At 71.2% G+C, this 16,297-nt stretch carries 11 protein-coding genes; 7 read left to right on the top strand and 4 right to left on the bottom strand.

Annotated elements, in window-relative coordinates; genetic code table 11:
• Positions 1–111 precede the first annotated feature (111 nt).
• Positions 112–1,074 carry a 2-dehydropantoate 2-reductase gene (locus tag CITRI_RS0101570; protein ID WP_029138951.1) on the bottom strand — a complete coding sequence of 321 codons (963 nt, stop codon included), beginning with the start codon at positions 1,072–1,074 and terminating at the stop codon, positions 112–114.
• Positions 1,075–1,135: 61 nt separating this feature from the next.
• Positions 1,136–2,419 carry a heparan-alpha-glucosaminide N-acetyltransferase domain-containing protein gene (locus CITRI_RS15820; RefSeq protein ID WP_083843197.1) on the bottom strand — a complete coding sequence of 428 codons (1,284 nt, stop codon included), beginning with the start codon at positions 2,417–2,419 and terminating at the stop codon, positions 1,136–1,138.
• Positions 2,420–3,091: 672 nt separating this feature from the next.
• Between CITRI_RS15820 and CITRI_RS0101555 the strand changes: the two genes are divergently transcribed.
• The 5 genes from CITRI_RS0101555 to CITRI_RS0101535 all read left to right on the top strand — a co-directional run bounded on the left by CITRI_RS0101555 (position 3,092) and on the right by CITRI_RS0101535 (position 9,603).
• Positions 3,092–4,219, top strand: a complete 1,128-nt coding sequence (locus tag CITRI_RS0101555) for an acyl-protein synthetase (RefSeq protein ID WP_010142798.1) — start codon at positions 3,092–3,094, stop codon at positions 4,217–4,219.
• Between the two features lie 157 nt (positions 4,220–4,376).
• The gene (locus CITRI_RS18240; protein ID WP_010142797.1) at positions 4,377–5,549 is read left to right on the top strand and encodes a sensor histidine kinase; all 1,173 of its coding nucleotides are present in this window, start codon (positions 4,377–4,379) and stop codon (positions 5,547–5,549) included.
• Positions 5,546–6,232, top strand: a complete 687-nt coding sequence (locus CITRI_RS0101545) for a response regulator transcription factor (protein WP_010142796.1) — start codon at positions 5,546–5,548, stop codon at positions 6,230–6,232. The genes CITRI_RS18240 and CITRI_RS0101545 overlap by 4 nt, the downstream gene beginning before the upstream one ends.
• A gap of 194 nt (positions 6,233–6,426) precedes the next feature.
• Positions 6,427–7,926 carry a zinc ribbon domain-containing protein gene (locus CITRI_RS15810; protein WP_010142795.1) on the top strand — a complete coding sequence of 500 codons (1,500 nt, stop codon included), beginning with the start codon at positions 6,427–6,429 and terminating at the stop codon, positions 7,924–7,926.
• 3 nt (positions 7,927–7,929) lie between these two features.
• Entirely contained in the window at positions 7,930–9,603 is a 1,674-nt protein-coding gene (locus tag CITRI_RS0101535; protein WP_010142794.1) for a serine/threonine-protein kinase, read from the top strand.
• Between the two features lie 16 nt (positions 9,604–9,619).
• Here CITRI_RS0101535 and CITRI_RS0101530 read toward each other — a convergent pair whose 3' ends face one another.
• Together CITRI_RS0101530 and CITRI_RS0101525 are read right to left on the bottom strand one after the other, a co-directional pair.
• A complete protein-coding gene (locus CITRI_RS0101530; protein WP_010142793.1) occupies positions 9,620–9,988 on the bottom strand; it encodes a hypothetical protein in 369 nt (122 codons plus the stop codon).
• A gap of 127 nt (positions 9,989–10,115) precedes the next feature.
• Positions 10,116–10,589, bottom strand: a complete 474-nt coding sequence (locus CITRI_RS0101525) for a hypothetical protein (RefSeq protein WP_010142792.1) — start codon at positions 10,587–10,589, stop codon at positions 10,116–10,118.
• 326 nt (positions 10,590–10,915) lie between these two features.
• Between CITRI_RS0101525 and CITRI_RS15805 the strand changes: the two genes are divergently transcribed.
• Together CITRI_RS15805 and CITRI_RS0101515 are read left to right on the top strand one after the other, a co-directional pair.
• Positions 10,916–15,124 (top strand): TIR domain-containing protein, encoded by a 4,209-nt coding sequence (locus CITRI_RS15805; protein ID WP_010142791.1) that lies wholly within the window; start codon positions 10,916–10,918, stop codon positions 15,122–15,124.
• Positions 15,121–16,293, top strand: coding sequence for a patatin-like phospholipase family protein (locus CITRI_RS0101515; protein ID WP_010142789.1), 1,173 nt, complete (start codon positions 15,121–15,123; stop codon positions 16,291–16,293). The genes CITRI_RS15805 and CITRI_RS0101515 overlap by 4 nt, the downstream gene beginning before the upstream one ends.
• Positions 16,294–16,297: the final 4 nt, after the last annotated feature.

Genomic DNA, 16,297 nt, shown 5'->3' with positions numbered 1-16,297 from the left:
CCCGGCCTGCGCTGAGGGCCTACGGGGCACGGTAGCGGGACACGACAGAGCCGCCCGTCCCACGATCGGGATCGGGCGGCTCTCCCTGCCGTCTTGACGACGGAGCAGGGGTCAGGCCGCAACCATCTGCAGAGGAACTTCCTGCGCTGGGCGGCTGCGGAGGTCAGCCATCTGGTCGTGAACCCGGACCTGGGCCAGGGCCAGTCGGGTCAGGGGAACATCCACGCCATGCCGCTCGGCGATGGCCACGAAATGACCCAGCAGGTGTTCCCCTTCGTGTGAGAACCCCGCCGTCAGGTCCCGGTAGAGGGAGGACGTGAACACGGATCCGGGCTCAGTGAACATCTCCAGGCTCGCCGCGTGGGCGAGTTCGGAGACAGGGTAACCGGCTGCTGCTGCGACGCGTTCGGTCTGGTCGATGACCTCCAGGACGAACTCCCTGCCACCGGGGGTGGCCAGGATGGCGCCGATTGTGCCGCGCATCAGGCACGTGGTGGTTCCCCCGGCCACGATGAAGGCCCACTTGTGCCACATGGCGGCCAGGATGTCCTCGCCGAGGATCAGGTCGTAACCGGGGACCGTGAGCTCCTGTTCGATGCGGGCCGCGCGGTCCGTGCGTTGCCGGTCCTGTTCGCCGAAGATCAGGCTGGCGTGCGGCTTCATCTGCAGGACCGCGCCCTCTGGGGTCACAGTGGTGACCACGCGGACGATTCCACCCAACACGGAGTCGGGACCGAACCGGTGGTTGACTCGGTCCAGGTGGGCCAGGCCGTTGAGCAGGGGCAGGATCGCAGTATTGGGCCCGACCCCCGGGGCGATGTCCTCCATCGCCTCGTCAAGAGACCATGCCTTGGTCATCAACAGGACCAGATCGTAGGGCCCGTCCAGCTCACGGGCCGTGACGGTGCGGACGGGTACCGTCTCGTCGTATCCGGGCCCGTAGACGCGAAGGCCATCGCGCAGCTGCTCGGCCCGACGGGGGCGGACCAGGAACGTGATGTCGCGACCAGCCTGGACGAGACGGCTGCCGAAGAACCCGCCGGTGGCCCCGGCACCCACAATGAGAGTCTTCATGATCTGTTTCCCTTCGGTGTTCTTGTCGGTGTTATGCGGCTTGGTGAGACTGACGGGTGATTCATCGGGCTGCCCCGACCGGTCGCGGCGATTGCGACCGCTCCACCGAGTCCGGTGAAGGGGGAACTGGGCGCGTTCCTCGCACACGCCATCGCACCCAGTCGCTGGCCTCCGAGATGATCGCCTCCAGCGGGCCCCTGCCCATCGAACTTCGCCACATCAGCGCGTAGACCATGAAGGCGATCATCTGAGTCCACAGGGACACCACCGGGCGATCCTCGTCCAGGATCTCGAGCATGAGGATGATGCAATGGGTCGAGTAGAGGGTCAGGGTCATCGCGCCGAGGGCCGCGAACGTTGTGAAGACCTTGTGCCCCCCACGGGCCAGGAACAGGGTGAGGCCCAGGACGGCCAGAGCCGAGCCCAGAGTGTGCAGGATGTTGAACGACGTTTCGGAATGTGGCGCGACAGCCGTCAACCACCACCATGTCGTGTTCGGCATCAACACCGATGGGCCGTAGGCCAGCACATCGGCGATGTCCTCCCCGTCCATGGTTGGCGTCGCCTCGACGAGGCGCTGGAATCCACCGACAGGACCGAGCAGGATCTTCGAGGTGCTCCAGGTTACGAGGGCAAGTGCCGTACCCCACCCCATGAGCTGCAGCGCCAGTTTGCGTGACGTCAGCACCTGTCGTCCGATCACCATGCCGACGCACAGGTAGACCATCCAGCTGACCACTGGGTAGAAACCGGTGACCAGCATGTCGGCAAGGAACGGCAGCGGCTGCTGCGCCGCGGTGACCAGCGTGTAGTCGGCCTCGATGTCGACCTGCTCCGGGGCACGGCCGTTGAGCAGGTGCCGAAGGATCGGGCCGAGGACGGCAAAGAGGATCGCGGAGAAGAGCAGGAAGCGACAAGACCGTCCGTAGAACGGGATGGCCACCAGGAACAGGACACCGAAATACGGGATGATCGTCTCGATCGGCGTGTCCAAATGGCCCAGGAGTAGGCCCACCAACAGGATGAGCAGGCCCCGGACGGTCAGGGCGGCCCGGTCGGCCGCCAGGGTGCGGCCGGCCAACTGTCCGCGGGATCGCTTTTCCACGAAGGCGATGGAGACCCCGGCGAGGACCGCGAACAGGGCCGAGGCGCGACCGGCGGCAATGCCGTAGGCCAGGGTCATGTCACCGTCGGCGTCGTCCGACGGGAAGACATGGGCAGCGATCATGCCGACCAGGGCAAGCGCCCGGGCAACGTCGACGCCCAGGGCACGCCGTGACGGCGGCGGTACCGCCTCACGGGGAGGACGAGGTGCGGGTTCACTTGCCGGCGGATGTGGAGACATGGGATCGACCTTGCGGAGTGGGGAGGTGGATGGGTGTCGTGGCCCGGTCAGCTGCGGCTGGATGTGCAGGAGCGGGACACCGTGTGCCTCCAAGAATGTGCCGGAGCCCGCTCAAAAGCGTCCGCCACGGGCGGTATCCCGGTGCTACGGAGTGTGGTGGATGCCGAACGGCCCGGGGCACGACGATCAGGTCGTGCTTCGGACCTCAGCCGGCGTGCTCCGACCGGGATGTCGGCCATTCTGGGTGATGGCAGCCGCGGTATCTCCCTGTGAACCATCCCCTGGATCCACATCACCGCGCCGGTGATCAAGTCCAGCACCGGGCGCAGGGCGGTCGCAATCATGGCGATGCTGTGCGTTGTCCAAGAGGTCCCCTGCGCGCCGCGTACGCAATGAACAGTACGAGGCCTACCGCAGCGCAGGTATTCCCAAAGTACCGCTGCGGGAGGATCCTTTCTGGTGTTCTCGCAACCATCATTGACTGACATAGGGACAGTTCGAGCCCATCGGTGAGCCGAACTGCGGGGAAGAACGAATTGCAGAGGGGCAGTCTCATGCGAGCCAACCACCAGATCACCCATGCCTGCGTCGATCACGCCGGTGTGCTGCCTGTCCGGTACCTCCGTGCCGCCGCCAGCGTGGCGGCCGTCGAGACCGCCGGGAGGTAGGACCATGTACTCCTTGTCGCAGATCCTCGGCGACGTGTCGGCAGCGCACCACCAGACCCCGGACGACTGGTCGCGGTCGGTCACCACCCTCGTACGGGACGCCGCTATCTACCACACGGCCAGGAATGGCTTCTACCGTGCCCAGTGCGACGCCGTGGGAGTGGACCCGGCCACGCTCCACGAACTCGAGGACCTCCAGCGCCTGCCCCTGCTGCCCGTCAGCCTGTTCAAGCGAGCCGACGCCCGCGTCCTGCTCACCTGCCCCCTGTCCAAGGTCGAGACCGAGGCCCGGTCCACCGGGACCAGCGGGGTGTCCTCGGTCGTGCGCCGCGACGCCGAGACGGTGACGCGCGCGCTGGTCGGACTGACCGGGACGTACCGGGAGTTCTTCGGCCTGTCCGGGGGAGCGGGCCTCTTCCTGAGCCCGTCCTCCGCCGACGCCCCGGAGAACGGCATGGCCAAGGTCTTCAACATCCTCAACGGCATCCTCGACGACCACGCGTACCTCGTCAGTGACAACGTCTTCGATCCCGCCGAGGCCCTGGAGTACCTGCGGAAGTGGAAGGGCCTGATGACCCGCCACATCATCGGGCCCCCGTTCCTCGTGCGTCGGTTCCTCCGGTTCCTCGAGCTCGAGGGAATCAACGTCTTCCTGGACCCCTACAGCATGGTCATCACCCTGGGCGGCTGGAAGCGCTACCCGGGCGAGGCCGTCTCCGCCGAGGACTTCCGGGACGAATGCCATCACCGGCTGGGCGTCAGCCGGGAGAACGTCCGGGACATGTACGGACTGATCGAGTCGGACCTGCTCGCGGTCGAGTGCCACCTGCATCGCAAGCACGTCCCGCCGTGGTGCTACGTGTCCATCCGGGACATCCACGACGTCACCAGGGAGGTCGCCGCCGGGCAGACCGGCATGATCGCCGTACTGGACGCCGTCAACACCAGTTATCCGGGCTTCCTCCTCACCGACGACGTGGGCGAGGTCGAGACCGGCACCTGCGCCTGCGGCCGGACCGGGCAGGTCATCACCTTCCGCCACCGCAGGCAGGGGGGTGAACTCGACCGCAGCGCCGTGAGCATCGAGCGGTACCTGGGCTCGGGCCGGTACGCCACGGCCCAGCCCGCATGAGTGCAGCACCGCCAGGGCCTGGAAGGGCGGTCGGGACGGAAGATCATGAGTGCAGTCGAGACCGGTAAGCCGCTCCGGCGATGATGGGCACGGGGCGCCGGCCGTGGGGCCCCCTCGGGGCCCGGAGCACGGTCCGTCAGGTCGGGGGTGAGGGGCGATGATCTCGCCCATCGTCTCCGGCCGGGACGTGAAGATCGCCCTCGGGGCGGTGGCCCTGGACACGCTGCTGTTCACGGGGGTGCCCTACGCCGGATGGTCCGCGCTCGGACCGCCGTCCGTGACGGTGGTCGTGCTGAACCTCGCGATGGTGCCGGTCCTGTTCCTGCGGCGGCGCGCACCGGTCCTGATCTGCCTGATCCTGTGCGGTTACGCCGCCGCCCTGACCCTGACGGTGGGGTCACGTCCCCTGGCCAGTCTCCTGGTGGCACTCTTCACCGCCGCGGCGCTGCGCCCGGCCCGGTACAGCGGCTGGTGCCTCGCGGCCATCCTGGGCACCCATGCCGTCAACCTGTCCTACCAGGCCTCCCTGGCCACGAGGGAGGGGAACCCCTGGACGACCGTCCTGGTCGTCGGCGTGGCCTTGGTGGTCTTCGACCTCGCAGCCTGGTTCCTGGGACGCTGGGCCGCGGAGTCCCGGCGCCGGGCCCGTGAGCTCGTCAGGACGAGTGAGGTCAGGGCCGCGCAGGCCGTCGCGGACGAGAGGCTGCGGATCGCCCGGGAACTGCACGACATCGTGGCCCACGCGGTCACCGTGATGGTCCTGCAGGCCTCCGGTGCGCGGCGGCTGCTGGTCAAGGACCCAGCCTCGGCCGAGACGGCGCTCGCCTCCGTGGAGGAGGTCGGCAAGCAGGCGATGGCCGAGCTGCGCCGCCTGCTCCAGGTGCTCCGCACCGTGGGCAGCACGGATGAGGAGGCGCTCGAGGCCGGGATGATCGCCGGCCTCAAGGACCTCGATCCCCTCGTCGAGCAGACCAGGGCAGCCGGGGTGACCGTCGAGCTCTCGACGTCGGGCATGGAGGGGCGGCTCCACTCCAGCGTCGAACTGAGCGTGTACCGGGTCGTGCAGGAGGCCCTGACCAACGTGGTCCGCCACGCCGGACCGGGTACGCACGTCCGCGTGAGCGTGGCCCGCGTGGATGACACCGTCACGGTCGAGGTGGCCGATGACGGTTCCGGCACGGTCAGCAGCGTGGCCCAGGAGCTGACCAGCGGGTACGGCCTGGCCGGACTCCACGAGCGGATCAAGCTCATGGGCGGCGAGATCCTGACCGGGCCGGTGGACGGCGGCGGCTACCGGGTCCGCGCCACCCTGCCGGCGGTGGCACCATGATCCGCGTCCTGCTCGCCGACGACGAACCCCTGGTCCGGACCGGTATCGCGATGATCCTCGGCGCCGAGGACGACATCGAGGTCGTGGACGCCGTGGGCGATGGCCGTGCGGCCGTGCTGCGGGCCCGCCAGACCGCACCGGACGTCGTCGTGATGGACGTCCGCATGCCGGTGATGGACGGGGTCGAGGCGACGCGGCGCATCCTCGACGAACAGGAGGCCGGTGCGCCGCAGCCGGGGGTCCTGGTGCTGTCGACCTTCCACGTGGACGAGGCCGTGCACGGTGCCCTGCGCGCCGGTGCCTCCGGTTTCGTCCTCAAGGACGCGGCGCCGGACGAGCTGGTCGCGGCCGTCCATGCGGTCGCTCGCGGAGACGCCTGGCTCGCCCCCGCGGTCGCCAAGCGACTGCTGGCGGAGTTCAAGGGACGGCCGGAGTCGCTGTTGCCCCGCGGCGACCTCATGGGCCGCCTCACCCATCGCGAACGGGAGGTGCTCATCCTCCTCGCCCACGGCCTGGGCAGCCGGGCGATGGCCGAGCACCTGTTCCTCAGCGAGGCGACCGTCAAGACCCACCTGAACCGGATCCTGACGAAGCTCGGCGTGCACGACCGGGCCGGAGCGGTGGCCGTGGCCTACCGGGAGGGACTGGTGGGCCCCAATGATCCGATGCCGCCACGACCGTGACCACACCGAGACGGGCCCGCGGACGGGCATGTGTTCCGGGTCACGGGGTGACCTGCTACCCTCTGCCCAGGCATCGTGGAACCTCTTGGCCCAGGGACGGGGCAACAGTGAGAACCTTGCTCGTCAACAATGGATCCGTGCCAGCGTCGGCTGAATGCTCCGCCGGGGGACGGGCGCGTGTCCCACTGCTCCGGGTGCTCCTCGGCATCGCCGCCCTGGTGTGCCTGACGGCGGCCGGAAGCCCCGCCCCGTCTGCGTCGACGGAGCTCCACAGCGGCACGGAGGGGACGAAGGCCGCGCTGGTCCGCATCGAGCTCGGTGCCGTGGCGGAGATCGTCCACATCGACCACTCCTCCGGTGAGGTGGAGATCGCCCGCGGCGGGACCACCGTGCCCCTGGGGGCCGGGACGGGCGTGCTGGTGTCCGCGGACGGCGTCGTGGCCACCACGTGGGAGAACATCCGCGTGGACACGGACCAGGTGGCCGTCTACGCCGCCAATGAGCTGTTCGCCGACGTCATCGGCGTCCCCATCGTCGGCAACGACGGTGACCCGGCCCAGCGGGGCTCCACGCCGGATCCGTACTGGGGTCCGCACCTGCAGCACTGCTACGACCAGGTGACGCACTGCGTGCACTTCCGGGTCCCGCAGTACCACGTGCGCACCTATACGACGGAGCCCGGTGGCGTCATGGCCGAACTGCTCAACTCCCCGTCCGGGCCCGGGGACGTGGCCCTGCTCCGGATCAGCGGCGGCGGGGGTGCGCCCACCGCCACGGTCGCGGCACCGGACGCGGCCCCCGGGCCGGACGACCTCCTGCTCGGCTTCACCCGACGACCTGGACCGGAGCACGGTCCGGTGCAGCTCCCGGTGAGGCTGGACGCCGCCACCGGAGTGATCAGCTCCCCGGAGGACCTGGCCGCGCCATTCGGCGCAGGCGTGTCCGGCGGACCTATCGTCGACCCCTCGACCGGTCAGGTCATCGGACTGGCCGGGCCGAGCCAGGACGACGGATCGTTGACGCTCGTGACCGCCGCGCAGATCCGGGCGGCCATGGACGAGGCGGGCGTGGAACCGTCCTCCTCGAAGTTCGACGTGGTGTTCCGCCGGGGGATCGATCATCTCGCCTCGGGCAACCCCGGCAGGTCGGCCCAGGGCGCCCTCGAGGAGTCCCTGACGTACTACGATTCCGCGCTGGCGACGAGCCATCTCCACCAGGCCCAGACGTTGGAGCCCGTCGAGGACGCCGACGCGGCGGCAGCCACCGGGTCGGGGGAGGACGCGGGAGGCCTGCGGTGGGGGGCCTTCCTGGCCATCGTGATCGGCGCCCTGCTCGTGGCGGGCCTTGTCGCGGCCCTCGTCCTGGGACGACGCCGGACGCCCGCGACCGCCGGCGCCGACAACCGGCCTCCGGAGACCGGCCGCTGGCGCTCCGTCACCGCGTCCGTGGCGTCAGTCCTCCCGGCGAGGTGGCGGGGGGACACGCACCCGGGCCCCGCCCCCCGGCACTCCCGGTCGGCCGACGCGCCGGCACCGCCGGATGCCGCACCGGACCACGGCGGCGACGGCACCGTCGACGCGCGGACCGGGCCCGCCCCGGACAGGCTCGACGGTCGTCGGTTCTGCTCCCAGTGTGGCGGGGCGGTGGACCCGGGAGCGCGATTCTGCACCGGTTGCGGTCATCCGGTCGGCTGATCCGTGGACAGCCCGAGGAATTCCCTGGGACCCGGGGCGGAGATCGCGGGGTACCGCGTCCAGTCACTGATCGCCCGGGGCAGCAGGGGCGTCGTCTACCGGGCTCTGGACGTCGCACATGACCGTCCGGTGGCCCTCAGGCTCCTCGCCCCGGAACTCTCGGCCGATCACGAGTTCGCCCGACGGTTCGAACGTGAGTCCCGGCTCGTGGCCTCCATGGACCACCCGAACATCCTGCCCGTGTACGGGACCGGGGAATGGTCGGGGCTGCTGTACGTCGCCATGCACCACGTCCGCGGGACGGACCTCCGGTCCGAGCTCGACCGGTGCGGCCCCCTCCCGCTGCCCGAGGCACTGCGCATCCTGACCGGCACGGCCGCCGCCCTGGACGCCGCCCATGCGGCCGGGGTGGTCCACGGCGACGTCCGGCCCGGCAACATCCTGTTGTCCGACGATCCCCTCGCCGCCGACGGCGCGGACGGCCACCGCCGCGTCTACCTGGCCGGATTCGGCCTGGGCAGGTCGATGGCGACCGTCACCGGGGCCACCACACCGGCGCAGGACCCCGGTCTCGTGGACTACCTGGCGCCCGAGCAGATCCGCGGTGAGGACGTCGACGGCCGGGCGGACGTGTACGCGTTGGCGTGCGTGGCGTTCGCACTGCTCGCCGGCCACCCACCATTCGACGAGGCGGACGAGGAGGCGGACGAGGAGACACGGCTCCGGGCCCACCTGGCCGGGGAGCCGCCACGGCTCGCCGGTGAACGCCCCGACGTCCCGGCCGTCGTCGAGTCCGCGATCCTCCGGGGCATGGCGAGGGACCGGGCGGACCGGCCCCCTTCCTGCGGTGCGCTGGTCGGCCTGATGTCCGGGGCCCCGGCCACCGACGTCGGTCACGTCCGGCCACGCCCGCCGGACGCCCCCACCGAGCCCGCCGGTGACGGACCGGCGCGCGGTGGCGATGACGACGTCCGCGCCGAGCCCGGACGACCGGCGGACACCGGAGGCGGCCCGGGGCCAGGTCCCCGCCCGGACCAGCACGGAGGCTCCCGGCACCGCGCGGTGCCCCGGGTGGGCGGACGCGCCCGCTGGATGATCGTGCTGGGCGCGGTGCTCCTCCTGCTCCTGGGCCTCGGCCTGGTGCTGGCCCGGTGGTCACCGGGGGAGAGGTACGTGCCCTTCCGTGCAGACGGCGTGCCCTACACCCTCGATGTCCCGGAGAACTGGACCGCCCGCACCCACCAGGCCGGGGACAGCACGGTCAGCGTGCTGTCCCCGGCGGACCTCACCGCGTTCTTCGCCGATGACCCGGAGGCGCCTGCAGCCGTGGGCCGGACCGCGGCCGATGACCCGTCCGACGTCGTCGGCCTGGCCATCTACCACCGTCCCACCGGGCTGGAGGGTCAGTCCCCGGCCGCCCGGGTCGATGCGGCGGAGGCCCTCCTGCCCGGCCGGGACGCGTACCTGGTCCACCGCGGAGAGGCCACCGTCGGAGACCTGACGGGGCAGGTCATGGAGGGATCCGTGCAACTGCCCACCGCCACCCTGCAGGTCCGGGCCCTGGTTGTCGAGACGGACCCCACCCAGTTGCTCGTGTTCTTCGCCCCCTCGTCGCTCTTCCACGAGCGCGCGGAGGTCTTCGACGAGGTCACCGCATCCCTGCGCCGGACCGGCTGACCGCCCGGCCCCGGGGTCACTGGGTCTGGCAGGTGGCCAGGCGCAGTTCCTCCAGGACGGACAGCACCGGGGTGCCGGGCTGGTCCAGGGCGGTCTGCATGCCGCTCAGCGCCTTCCGGAGGGCGGCGGCCGGCCGGGTGGACCCCTGGGCGTTGGCGTACCGCAACAGGTGCTCCACCAGGCTGATGCGCTCCAGGGTGCGGTCCTCACTCGGGCCGTTCAGGGTGTCCTCCACGGCGAGCACCGCCAGCCGGGTGGCTACCGCGGCCAGGGTGCCGTACGAGGCACCGCGGCTCGTGAACGTCTCCTCGACCCGGTGACGGGTGGCGGTGGTGACCACCGCGGTGCCGGTGGCCGGGGAACTGGTGGTCGAGACGATGGTCATGGTCTTCCCTCGTGGTCTGCTGAATTCGTGCGGGTGCGGGTGCGGATGCGGGGGCGGGATGTCCGGCGGGGTGCGGGATCCGGCGTGGGCGTGGATCCCGCACCCGGTGGCGTGCCGGTCTGCCCGCCTAGTCCCAGTACCTCACGACCTTGTACTTGAGCTCGTAGTGTGCACCGTGGTCGTCGAAGGTCGCGTACTGCCATCCCTCGTCGTAGTCGTGCTTCTCGATCCAGACGTGTCCGAGGTAGTCATCCTCGTCGTCGTGGTGTCCGTGGTCCTCGTCCCAGAGGCTGAGCTTGAAATCATGGTCGAAGTCCGCCCAGGCGCCGTCGAACCCGTAGTGGTCTCCCTCGTCCATGTCCTCGGGGCCCCAGACGGTGTGGTGACCGAACTTCATGTAGACCTCGTCGTAACCCTTGTGGTCCTCGTTGTCGTGGCAGTCGAGGTAGTCGAAGACCACTCGGTAATGCCACTCGCCGTCCGAAGAGCCGTCCACGCCGGCGGTGCTGGCCGTCGCGGCCGGAACCCCGGCGAGGAGCGCAGAGGCAGCGAATGCCGTTCCCGCGAGGGTGGCGCCGATCTTGCGGTTGAGAGGCGACATGGTGGTGATCCTTTTCCTCAAGGGGGTGTTCCGCCGACCGGAACCCTGGATGCCCTGTGTCATCAATGGTGGTCCGATCAGCCGGGGAAAGCGTCGGCTCGAAAAGGTATTTCCCGGCTACCTCGGACGGTGTACCCGGGGTCCTCCCGGGGTGACGGCGCAGACGCCCACGCCTTGCCGCGCCGCGGAAACGGGCGGAGCATGGACGCCATGGACTGGGGGTCGGGCCGCGGCCGGTGGGGGCCGTCGTCTCATCAGGGGTTCTGCCGGACGACGACGGCGCGTGCCGTTCGCCGCGCGGGCCACCGCGTCCCGGGAGCGCCCTGATGTCCCGCGTGTTCCTGAGCCACTCGAGCCGTAACTCCGCGGAGGCGGTGGCACTGAAACGCTGGCTCGTGGAGCAGGACCCCGGGCTCGCCGACGAGATCTTCCTGGACCTGGACCGTGACACGGGCATCGCCCCCGGTGAGCGATGGAAGCGTGCGCTGCGCCAGGCCAATGAACGGTGTGAGGTCGTGCTCTGCCTGCTCTCCACCCACTGGCAGAACTCGAGTGAGAGCCTGGCCGAGTACCGGACGGCCGAGACCCTGGGCAAGCTGATCCTGTGCGCCCGGCTCGAGCCCCTGGACACGGCGGGGATCACGGGGGAGTGGCAGCACTGCGACCTGTTCGGCGATGGACCGGCCACCGAGATCCCCGTGGACGAGGCGGGCCGGTCCGTGTGCTTCCAGACGGACGGGCTCCGGCGGCTGTACCGGGGGCTGCGCCGGGCCGGCATCGGTGCGGACCAGTTCGCCTGGCCCCCGCCGGACGATCCGGAGCGGGCCTGCTACCGGGGGTGGGAACCGCTGGACGAGTCCGACGCGGCCGTGTTCTTCGGCCGGGACGCACAGATCGTCCGGGGCATGGACGCGCTGCGGGGCATGCGGGCCTCCGGGATCGAGTCGCTGTTCGTGGTGCTGGGCCCCTCGGGTGTGGGCAAGTCCTCCTTCCTGCGCGCGGGACTGCTGCCGCGCATCCGGCGCGACGACCGGCACTTCCTGGTGGCCGGCATCGTGCGCCCCGGCCGGGACGCCCTCACCGGGGACCGGGGCCTCGCCCGGTCGATCCATCACCTGCGCATCGGCCTGGGCCTGAACCATCCCGCCCTGGGTGACATCAAGGAGGCCTGCCTGCGCGCGGACGCGGCCTTCCTGACCGGCCTCCTGGAGGAGGCCCGGCAGACCGCGGGCCAACGCCTCCTCGACGAGTCGGAGCAGACGCCCCTGCCCACGGTGGTCCTGCCCCTGGACCAGGCGGAGGAACTGTTCAGCGCGGACGCCGGTCCCCAGGCCCCGCGGTTCCTCTCGCTGCTGGCCCAGTTGCTGGGCCCCGGGGACGGGGCCGCGCGCGGGATGGTGGCGGCCTGCACGATCCGCACCGACTTCTTCGGGGCGTTGCAGGGCGCTCGCCAGCTGTCGGGCCTGAAGAGCGTGGTCTTCGATGAGCTGCGGCCCATGCCCCCGGCCCATTTCCGGGAGGTCATCCTGGGGCCGGCGGCGCGCTCCACCGCGGCCGGGCGGCCGTTGGTCGTCCAGGCCGACCTCGTCGAACGGCTGCAGCGCGACAGCTCACACGGTGCGGACAGCCTGCCCCTGCTCTCGCTCACCCTTGCCCGACTGTACGAGGACTACGGGGACACCGGTCAGCTCACCCTGGACGGATATGAGGCGATGGGCGGGATGGGCCGGGTGGTCCAGACCCAGGTCGACGCGGTGCTGGCGCGGGACCCCGTGGTGCGGAAGTCGCAGCTCCATCGACTGCGGTCGGCCTTCATCCCCTGGCTGGCCACGATCAATCCGGACAACGACCAGCCCGTGCGGCGGGTGGCACGGCTCGCCGACCTGCCCGCGGACGCCCGCCCGGAGATCGACGCCCTGGTGGCCACCCGGTTGCTGGTCCAGGACGAACGTGACGGCGAGGTCTTCGTCGAGGTGGCGCTGGAGAGCCTGCTGCGCCAATGGGGGGAGCTGGCCGGCTGGCTGGAGGCGGAGCGGGGGGACCTCAAGGAGGCGGACAACCTCGAACGGGCCGCCGCCGCCTGGGAACAGAACCAGCGCAATCCCTCGTGGCTGCTGGAGGGCGAACGCCTCGACCGGGCCGAGTCCCTGGTGGCGAAACCGGGCTTCCGGGATCGTCTGTCCCACACCATGGACTTCCTGTTCGCGTCCCGCGCCCGGGAGTACCAGCGGATGGCGCAGGAGGAGCGCCACAAGGCCGCCGAACTCCACGCGGCGCGGGAGAGGCAGGAGGTGGCGGAGGCCCATGCCGCGACCCTGCGTCGCAGGTCGCGCATCCTGAGGGCGGTCCTGGCGGGGACCGCCGTGGTCGCCCTGGCCGCCATCGTCGGTTTCGTGCTGGCCGTCTCCGCCATGCGCGAGGCCTCCGACCGGGCGCGCGAGACCACGGCGCTCATGCTGGCGGCCGAGGGCCAGGCGCGGCTGGCCGGCGCCAGGCCGGGGGGCGAGCTGCTGGGCATGCAGCAGATGCTGGCCTCGCGGGCCCTGATGCCGACCACCGAGGGGGACCGGGCCCTGGCCAGCTCCGTGGTGGTCCAGCACGACGTGTACAAGATGATCCCCGTGGGGTCCCCGGTGCGGGACGTGGCGTACGCCCCGGACGGGCGCCTCGTCGCCTCGGGTGATGACGGCGGAGCCGTACGGCTGTGGGATGCCGGGACCGGCCAGCCGGCCGGCGAACCACTGTTGGGACACGCGGGAGTTGTCCGGGCGTTGGCCTTCAGTCCTGATGGGCGGCGCCTCGCCTCGGCCGGCGACGACGGCACGGTCCGGTTGTGGGACCCCGGGACCGGCCAACCGGTGGGAGACCCCCTGACCGGCCATGGTCAGCCCGTGCGGGCGCTCGCGTTCAGCCCGGACGGGCGGCGCCTCGCCTCCGGTGGCGCGGACGGTTCCGTGCGCTTGTGGGACGCCGGCTCCGCGCGACCGCTCGGTGAACCGATGATCGGCCAGGGTCCGGTGAACGCCGTGGCGATCAGCCCGGCGGGCCGGTTGATCGCCACCGCCGGGGACGATGGCGCCGTGCGGCTGTGGAACGCGTCCACCGGTCAACCGGTCGCCGCCCCGATGACCGGGCACGCCGGGGCCGTGCACGCGGTGGCCTTCGACCCGGCCGGTGAACGGATCGCCTCGGCGGGGCACGACCGGACCGTGCGGTTGTGGGACGCGGATTCCGCCCAACCGGTGGGAGCACCGCTGACCGGGCACAAGAACTGGGTCTCCGACGTGGCCTTCAGCCCCGACGGCCAGCGACTGGTCTCGGCGAGCGCCGACTACAACCTGCTGCTCTGGGACCCGGCGGCGGAGCAGTCGATCGGCGACCCGCTGACGGGGCACGGACACGAGGTGTTCAGCGCGGCGTTCAGCCCGGACGGTGAGCGGATCGTGTCCGGCATGGGGGACGGGACGGTCCGCGTGTGGGACGCGCGGGCGCCCGTACCGATGGTGCACGGGTTGTGGGTCCTCGACCTGGACGTCAGTGACGACGGGGCGCTGATCGCCTCCACCGGCGTGGACAAGATCGTCCGGCTCTGGGACACCGACACCGAACAGCCCGTGGGCGGATCGCTGGCCGGACACCAGGACGTCGTGCACGGGGTCGCGTTCTCCCCGGACCGGGCCCTGATCGCCACGGCCAGTGCGGACCGGACGGTGCGGCTGTGGGACGTGGCCACCCGCCGCCAGCTGGGCCCCGCGCTGGCGGGGCACGACGGGGCGGTGCTGGACGTGGCGTTCTCCCCGGACGGGACCCTGATCGCCACGGCGGGGGCGGACCGGACCGTGCGGCTGTGGGACGTGGCGGCGCGTCGGCAACGGGGGCCTGCGCTGACCGGCCACGAGGGCGCGGTGAACGCGGTGGCGTTCTCCCCGGACGGGGCCCGGGTGGTCTCGGCCGGCGTGGACGGGACGGTGCGGATGTGGGACACCGGTTCCGGGCAGGCGGTCGGTGAGCCGCTGTCCGGGCACGGGGAGGCGGTCCTGGACGTGGCGTTCTCCCCGGACGGGGCCCTGATCGCCTCGGGGGGAGAGGACAAGATGGTGCGCCTGTGGGACGCCCGGAGCCGTCGGCAGCAGGGCCCTGAGCTGGCCGGGCACGAGGCCGCCGTGCGATCCGTGGCCTTCAGCCCGGACGGCCGCCGGGTGGCCTCCGGCGGGGACGACTGGCAGGTGCGGCTGTGGGATGCCGGGACCGGTGCGGCGATCGGCAACCCGCTCATCGGCCACTGGGACGTGGTGGACGGTCTCACGTTCACCCCGGACAACGCCACGGTGGTCTCGGGGAGCTGGGACCGCACCGTGCGCACCTGGCCCGTGCCGCCGGACGCCCCCGGGGCGCTGTGCTCGAAGCTGACCCAGAACATGAGCCGGGACCAGTGGCTGGAGTCGGTCTCCCCGGACGTCGACTACGTCGCGACCTGCCCGGACCTGCCCGTGCCGGACCCGGCGGGCGAGGCGTCGGAGGAGGCCGGGGGATGACGTTCCGGGAGTCGAACCGAGACGACCACTTCCGCAACGACGGCAGGCCGAAGCGCATCCTGACCCTCGACGGCGGTGGGCTGCGGGGCGTGCTGAGCCTGGGGATCCTGGAGCGGATCGAGGACCTGCTCCGGGAGCGCCACGGTGCGGGCCCGGAGTTCCGGCTGTGCCACTACTTCGACCTGATGGCCGGGACCTCCACCGGCGCGATCATCGCGGCCGCCCTGGCCCAGGGCTGGAGCGTGGCCCAATTGCGCGAGAGGTACCTGGCGCTGGGCAGGCGGCTGTTCAACAGGAGCCTGCTCCGGGAGGGCCTCCTCCGGGCGAGGTATGACAAGCGGATCCTGGACTCCGAGCTCAAGAAGCTCCTGGGGGCGGACACGACGCTGGGCAGCCCGAGGCTGCTGACCGGCCTGCTGGTGGTCACGAAGCGCCTGGACACCGGCAGCGTGTGGCCCCTGGGCAACAACCCCCGGGGCAAGTACTTCAGCACGGAGTCCGAGGGAAGCGCGCGGAACGCCGACTACCTGCTGTGGCAGGTGGTGCGCGCCTCGACGGCCGCCCCGTCCTACTTCGAACCGGAGACCATCACGATCTCGAGCGCGGCAGGCAGCAGGCCCGTGGTGGGCACCTTCGTCGACGGGGGTGCCAGTCCCTACAACGACCCGTCCCTGCTGGCCTTCGTGTACTGCACCCTGGAGGGATACCGCGTGGGCTGGCCCACGGGCGGTGACAGGCTGCTGCTCGTCTCGGTCGGGACCGGCTCCAGGGATCCCACGAGGAAGAGGTCGAGGCTCGCCGTCAACCACGCGCTCCAGGCGCTGTCCTCCGTCATGCAGGACTGCGCGGCGCAGCAGCGGGCACTGCTCCAGTGGATGTCCGACAGCCCCACCGCGGCAGTGATCGACCAGGAGCTCGGTGACCTGCGCGGTGACACCGTGCCGGGCGGTCCCCTCCTGAGCTACCTGCGCTACGACGTCGACCTGCGCCGGGACGGCGTCCTGGCCCTGGACGACTCGGCGGCCGCGACGGGCAGGATCGAGTCCCTGGGCCGGATGGACGCGCCCGGGAACATGCCCCTGCTGCACCGGCTCGGCCTGCTGGCCGGGCAGCGCGACGTCGACCCCGGCCATTTCAGGCCGGTCTTCGACCTGGTCCCGCACACCTGAGCGG

It is taken from the genome of Citricoccus sp. CH26A (genome assembly GCF_000224415.1).
GTDB lineage: Bacteria > Actinomycetota > Actinomycetes > Actinomycetales > Micrococcaceae > Citricoccus.
The sequence above is the reverse complement of the archived record's forward strand: the minus strand, read 5'-3'. Positions and strand labels throughout refer to the sequence as shown.

Bases quoted from the DNA above. Each gene is read 5' to 3' on its own strand.
- CITRI_RS0101570 (WP_029138951.1), bottom strand. From the start codon at position 1,074: ATGAAGACTCTCATTGTGGGTGCCGGGGCCACCGGCGGGTTCTTCGGC.
- CITRI_RS0101530 (WP_010142793.1), bottom strand. From the start codon at position 9,988: ATGACCATCGTCTCGACCACCAGTTCCCCGGCCACCGGCACCGCGGTG.
- CITRI_RS0101555 (WP_010142798.1), top strand. From the start codon at position 3,092: ATGTACTCCTTGTCGCAGATCCTCGGCGACGTGTCGGCAGCGCACCAC.
- CITRI_RS15805 (WP_010142791.1), top strand. From the start codon at position 10,916: ATGTCCCGCGTGTTCCTGAGCCACTCGAGCCGTAACTCCGCGGAGGCG.
- CITRI_RS0101515 (WP_010142789.1), top strand. From the start codon at position 15,121: ATGACGTTCCGGGAGTCGAACCGAGACGACCACTTCCGCAACGACGGC.
- CITRI_RS15820 (WP_083843197.1), bottom strand. From the start codon at position 2,419: ATGTCTCCACATCCGCCGGCAAGTGAACCCGCACCTCGTCCTCCCCGT.
- CITRI_RS18240 (WP_010142797.1), top strand. From the start codon at position 4,377: ATGATCTCGCCCATCGTCTCCGGCCGGGACGTGAAGATCGCCCTCGGG.
- CITRI_RS0101525 (WP_010142792.1), bottom strand. From the start codon at position 10,589: ATGTCGCCTCTCAACCGCAAGATCGGCGCCACCCTCGCGGGAACGGCA.
- CITRI_RS0101545 (WP_010142796.1), top strand. From the start codon at position 5,546: ATGATCCGCGTCCTGCTCGCCGACGACGAACCCCTGGTCCGGACCGGT.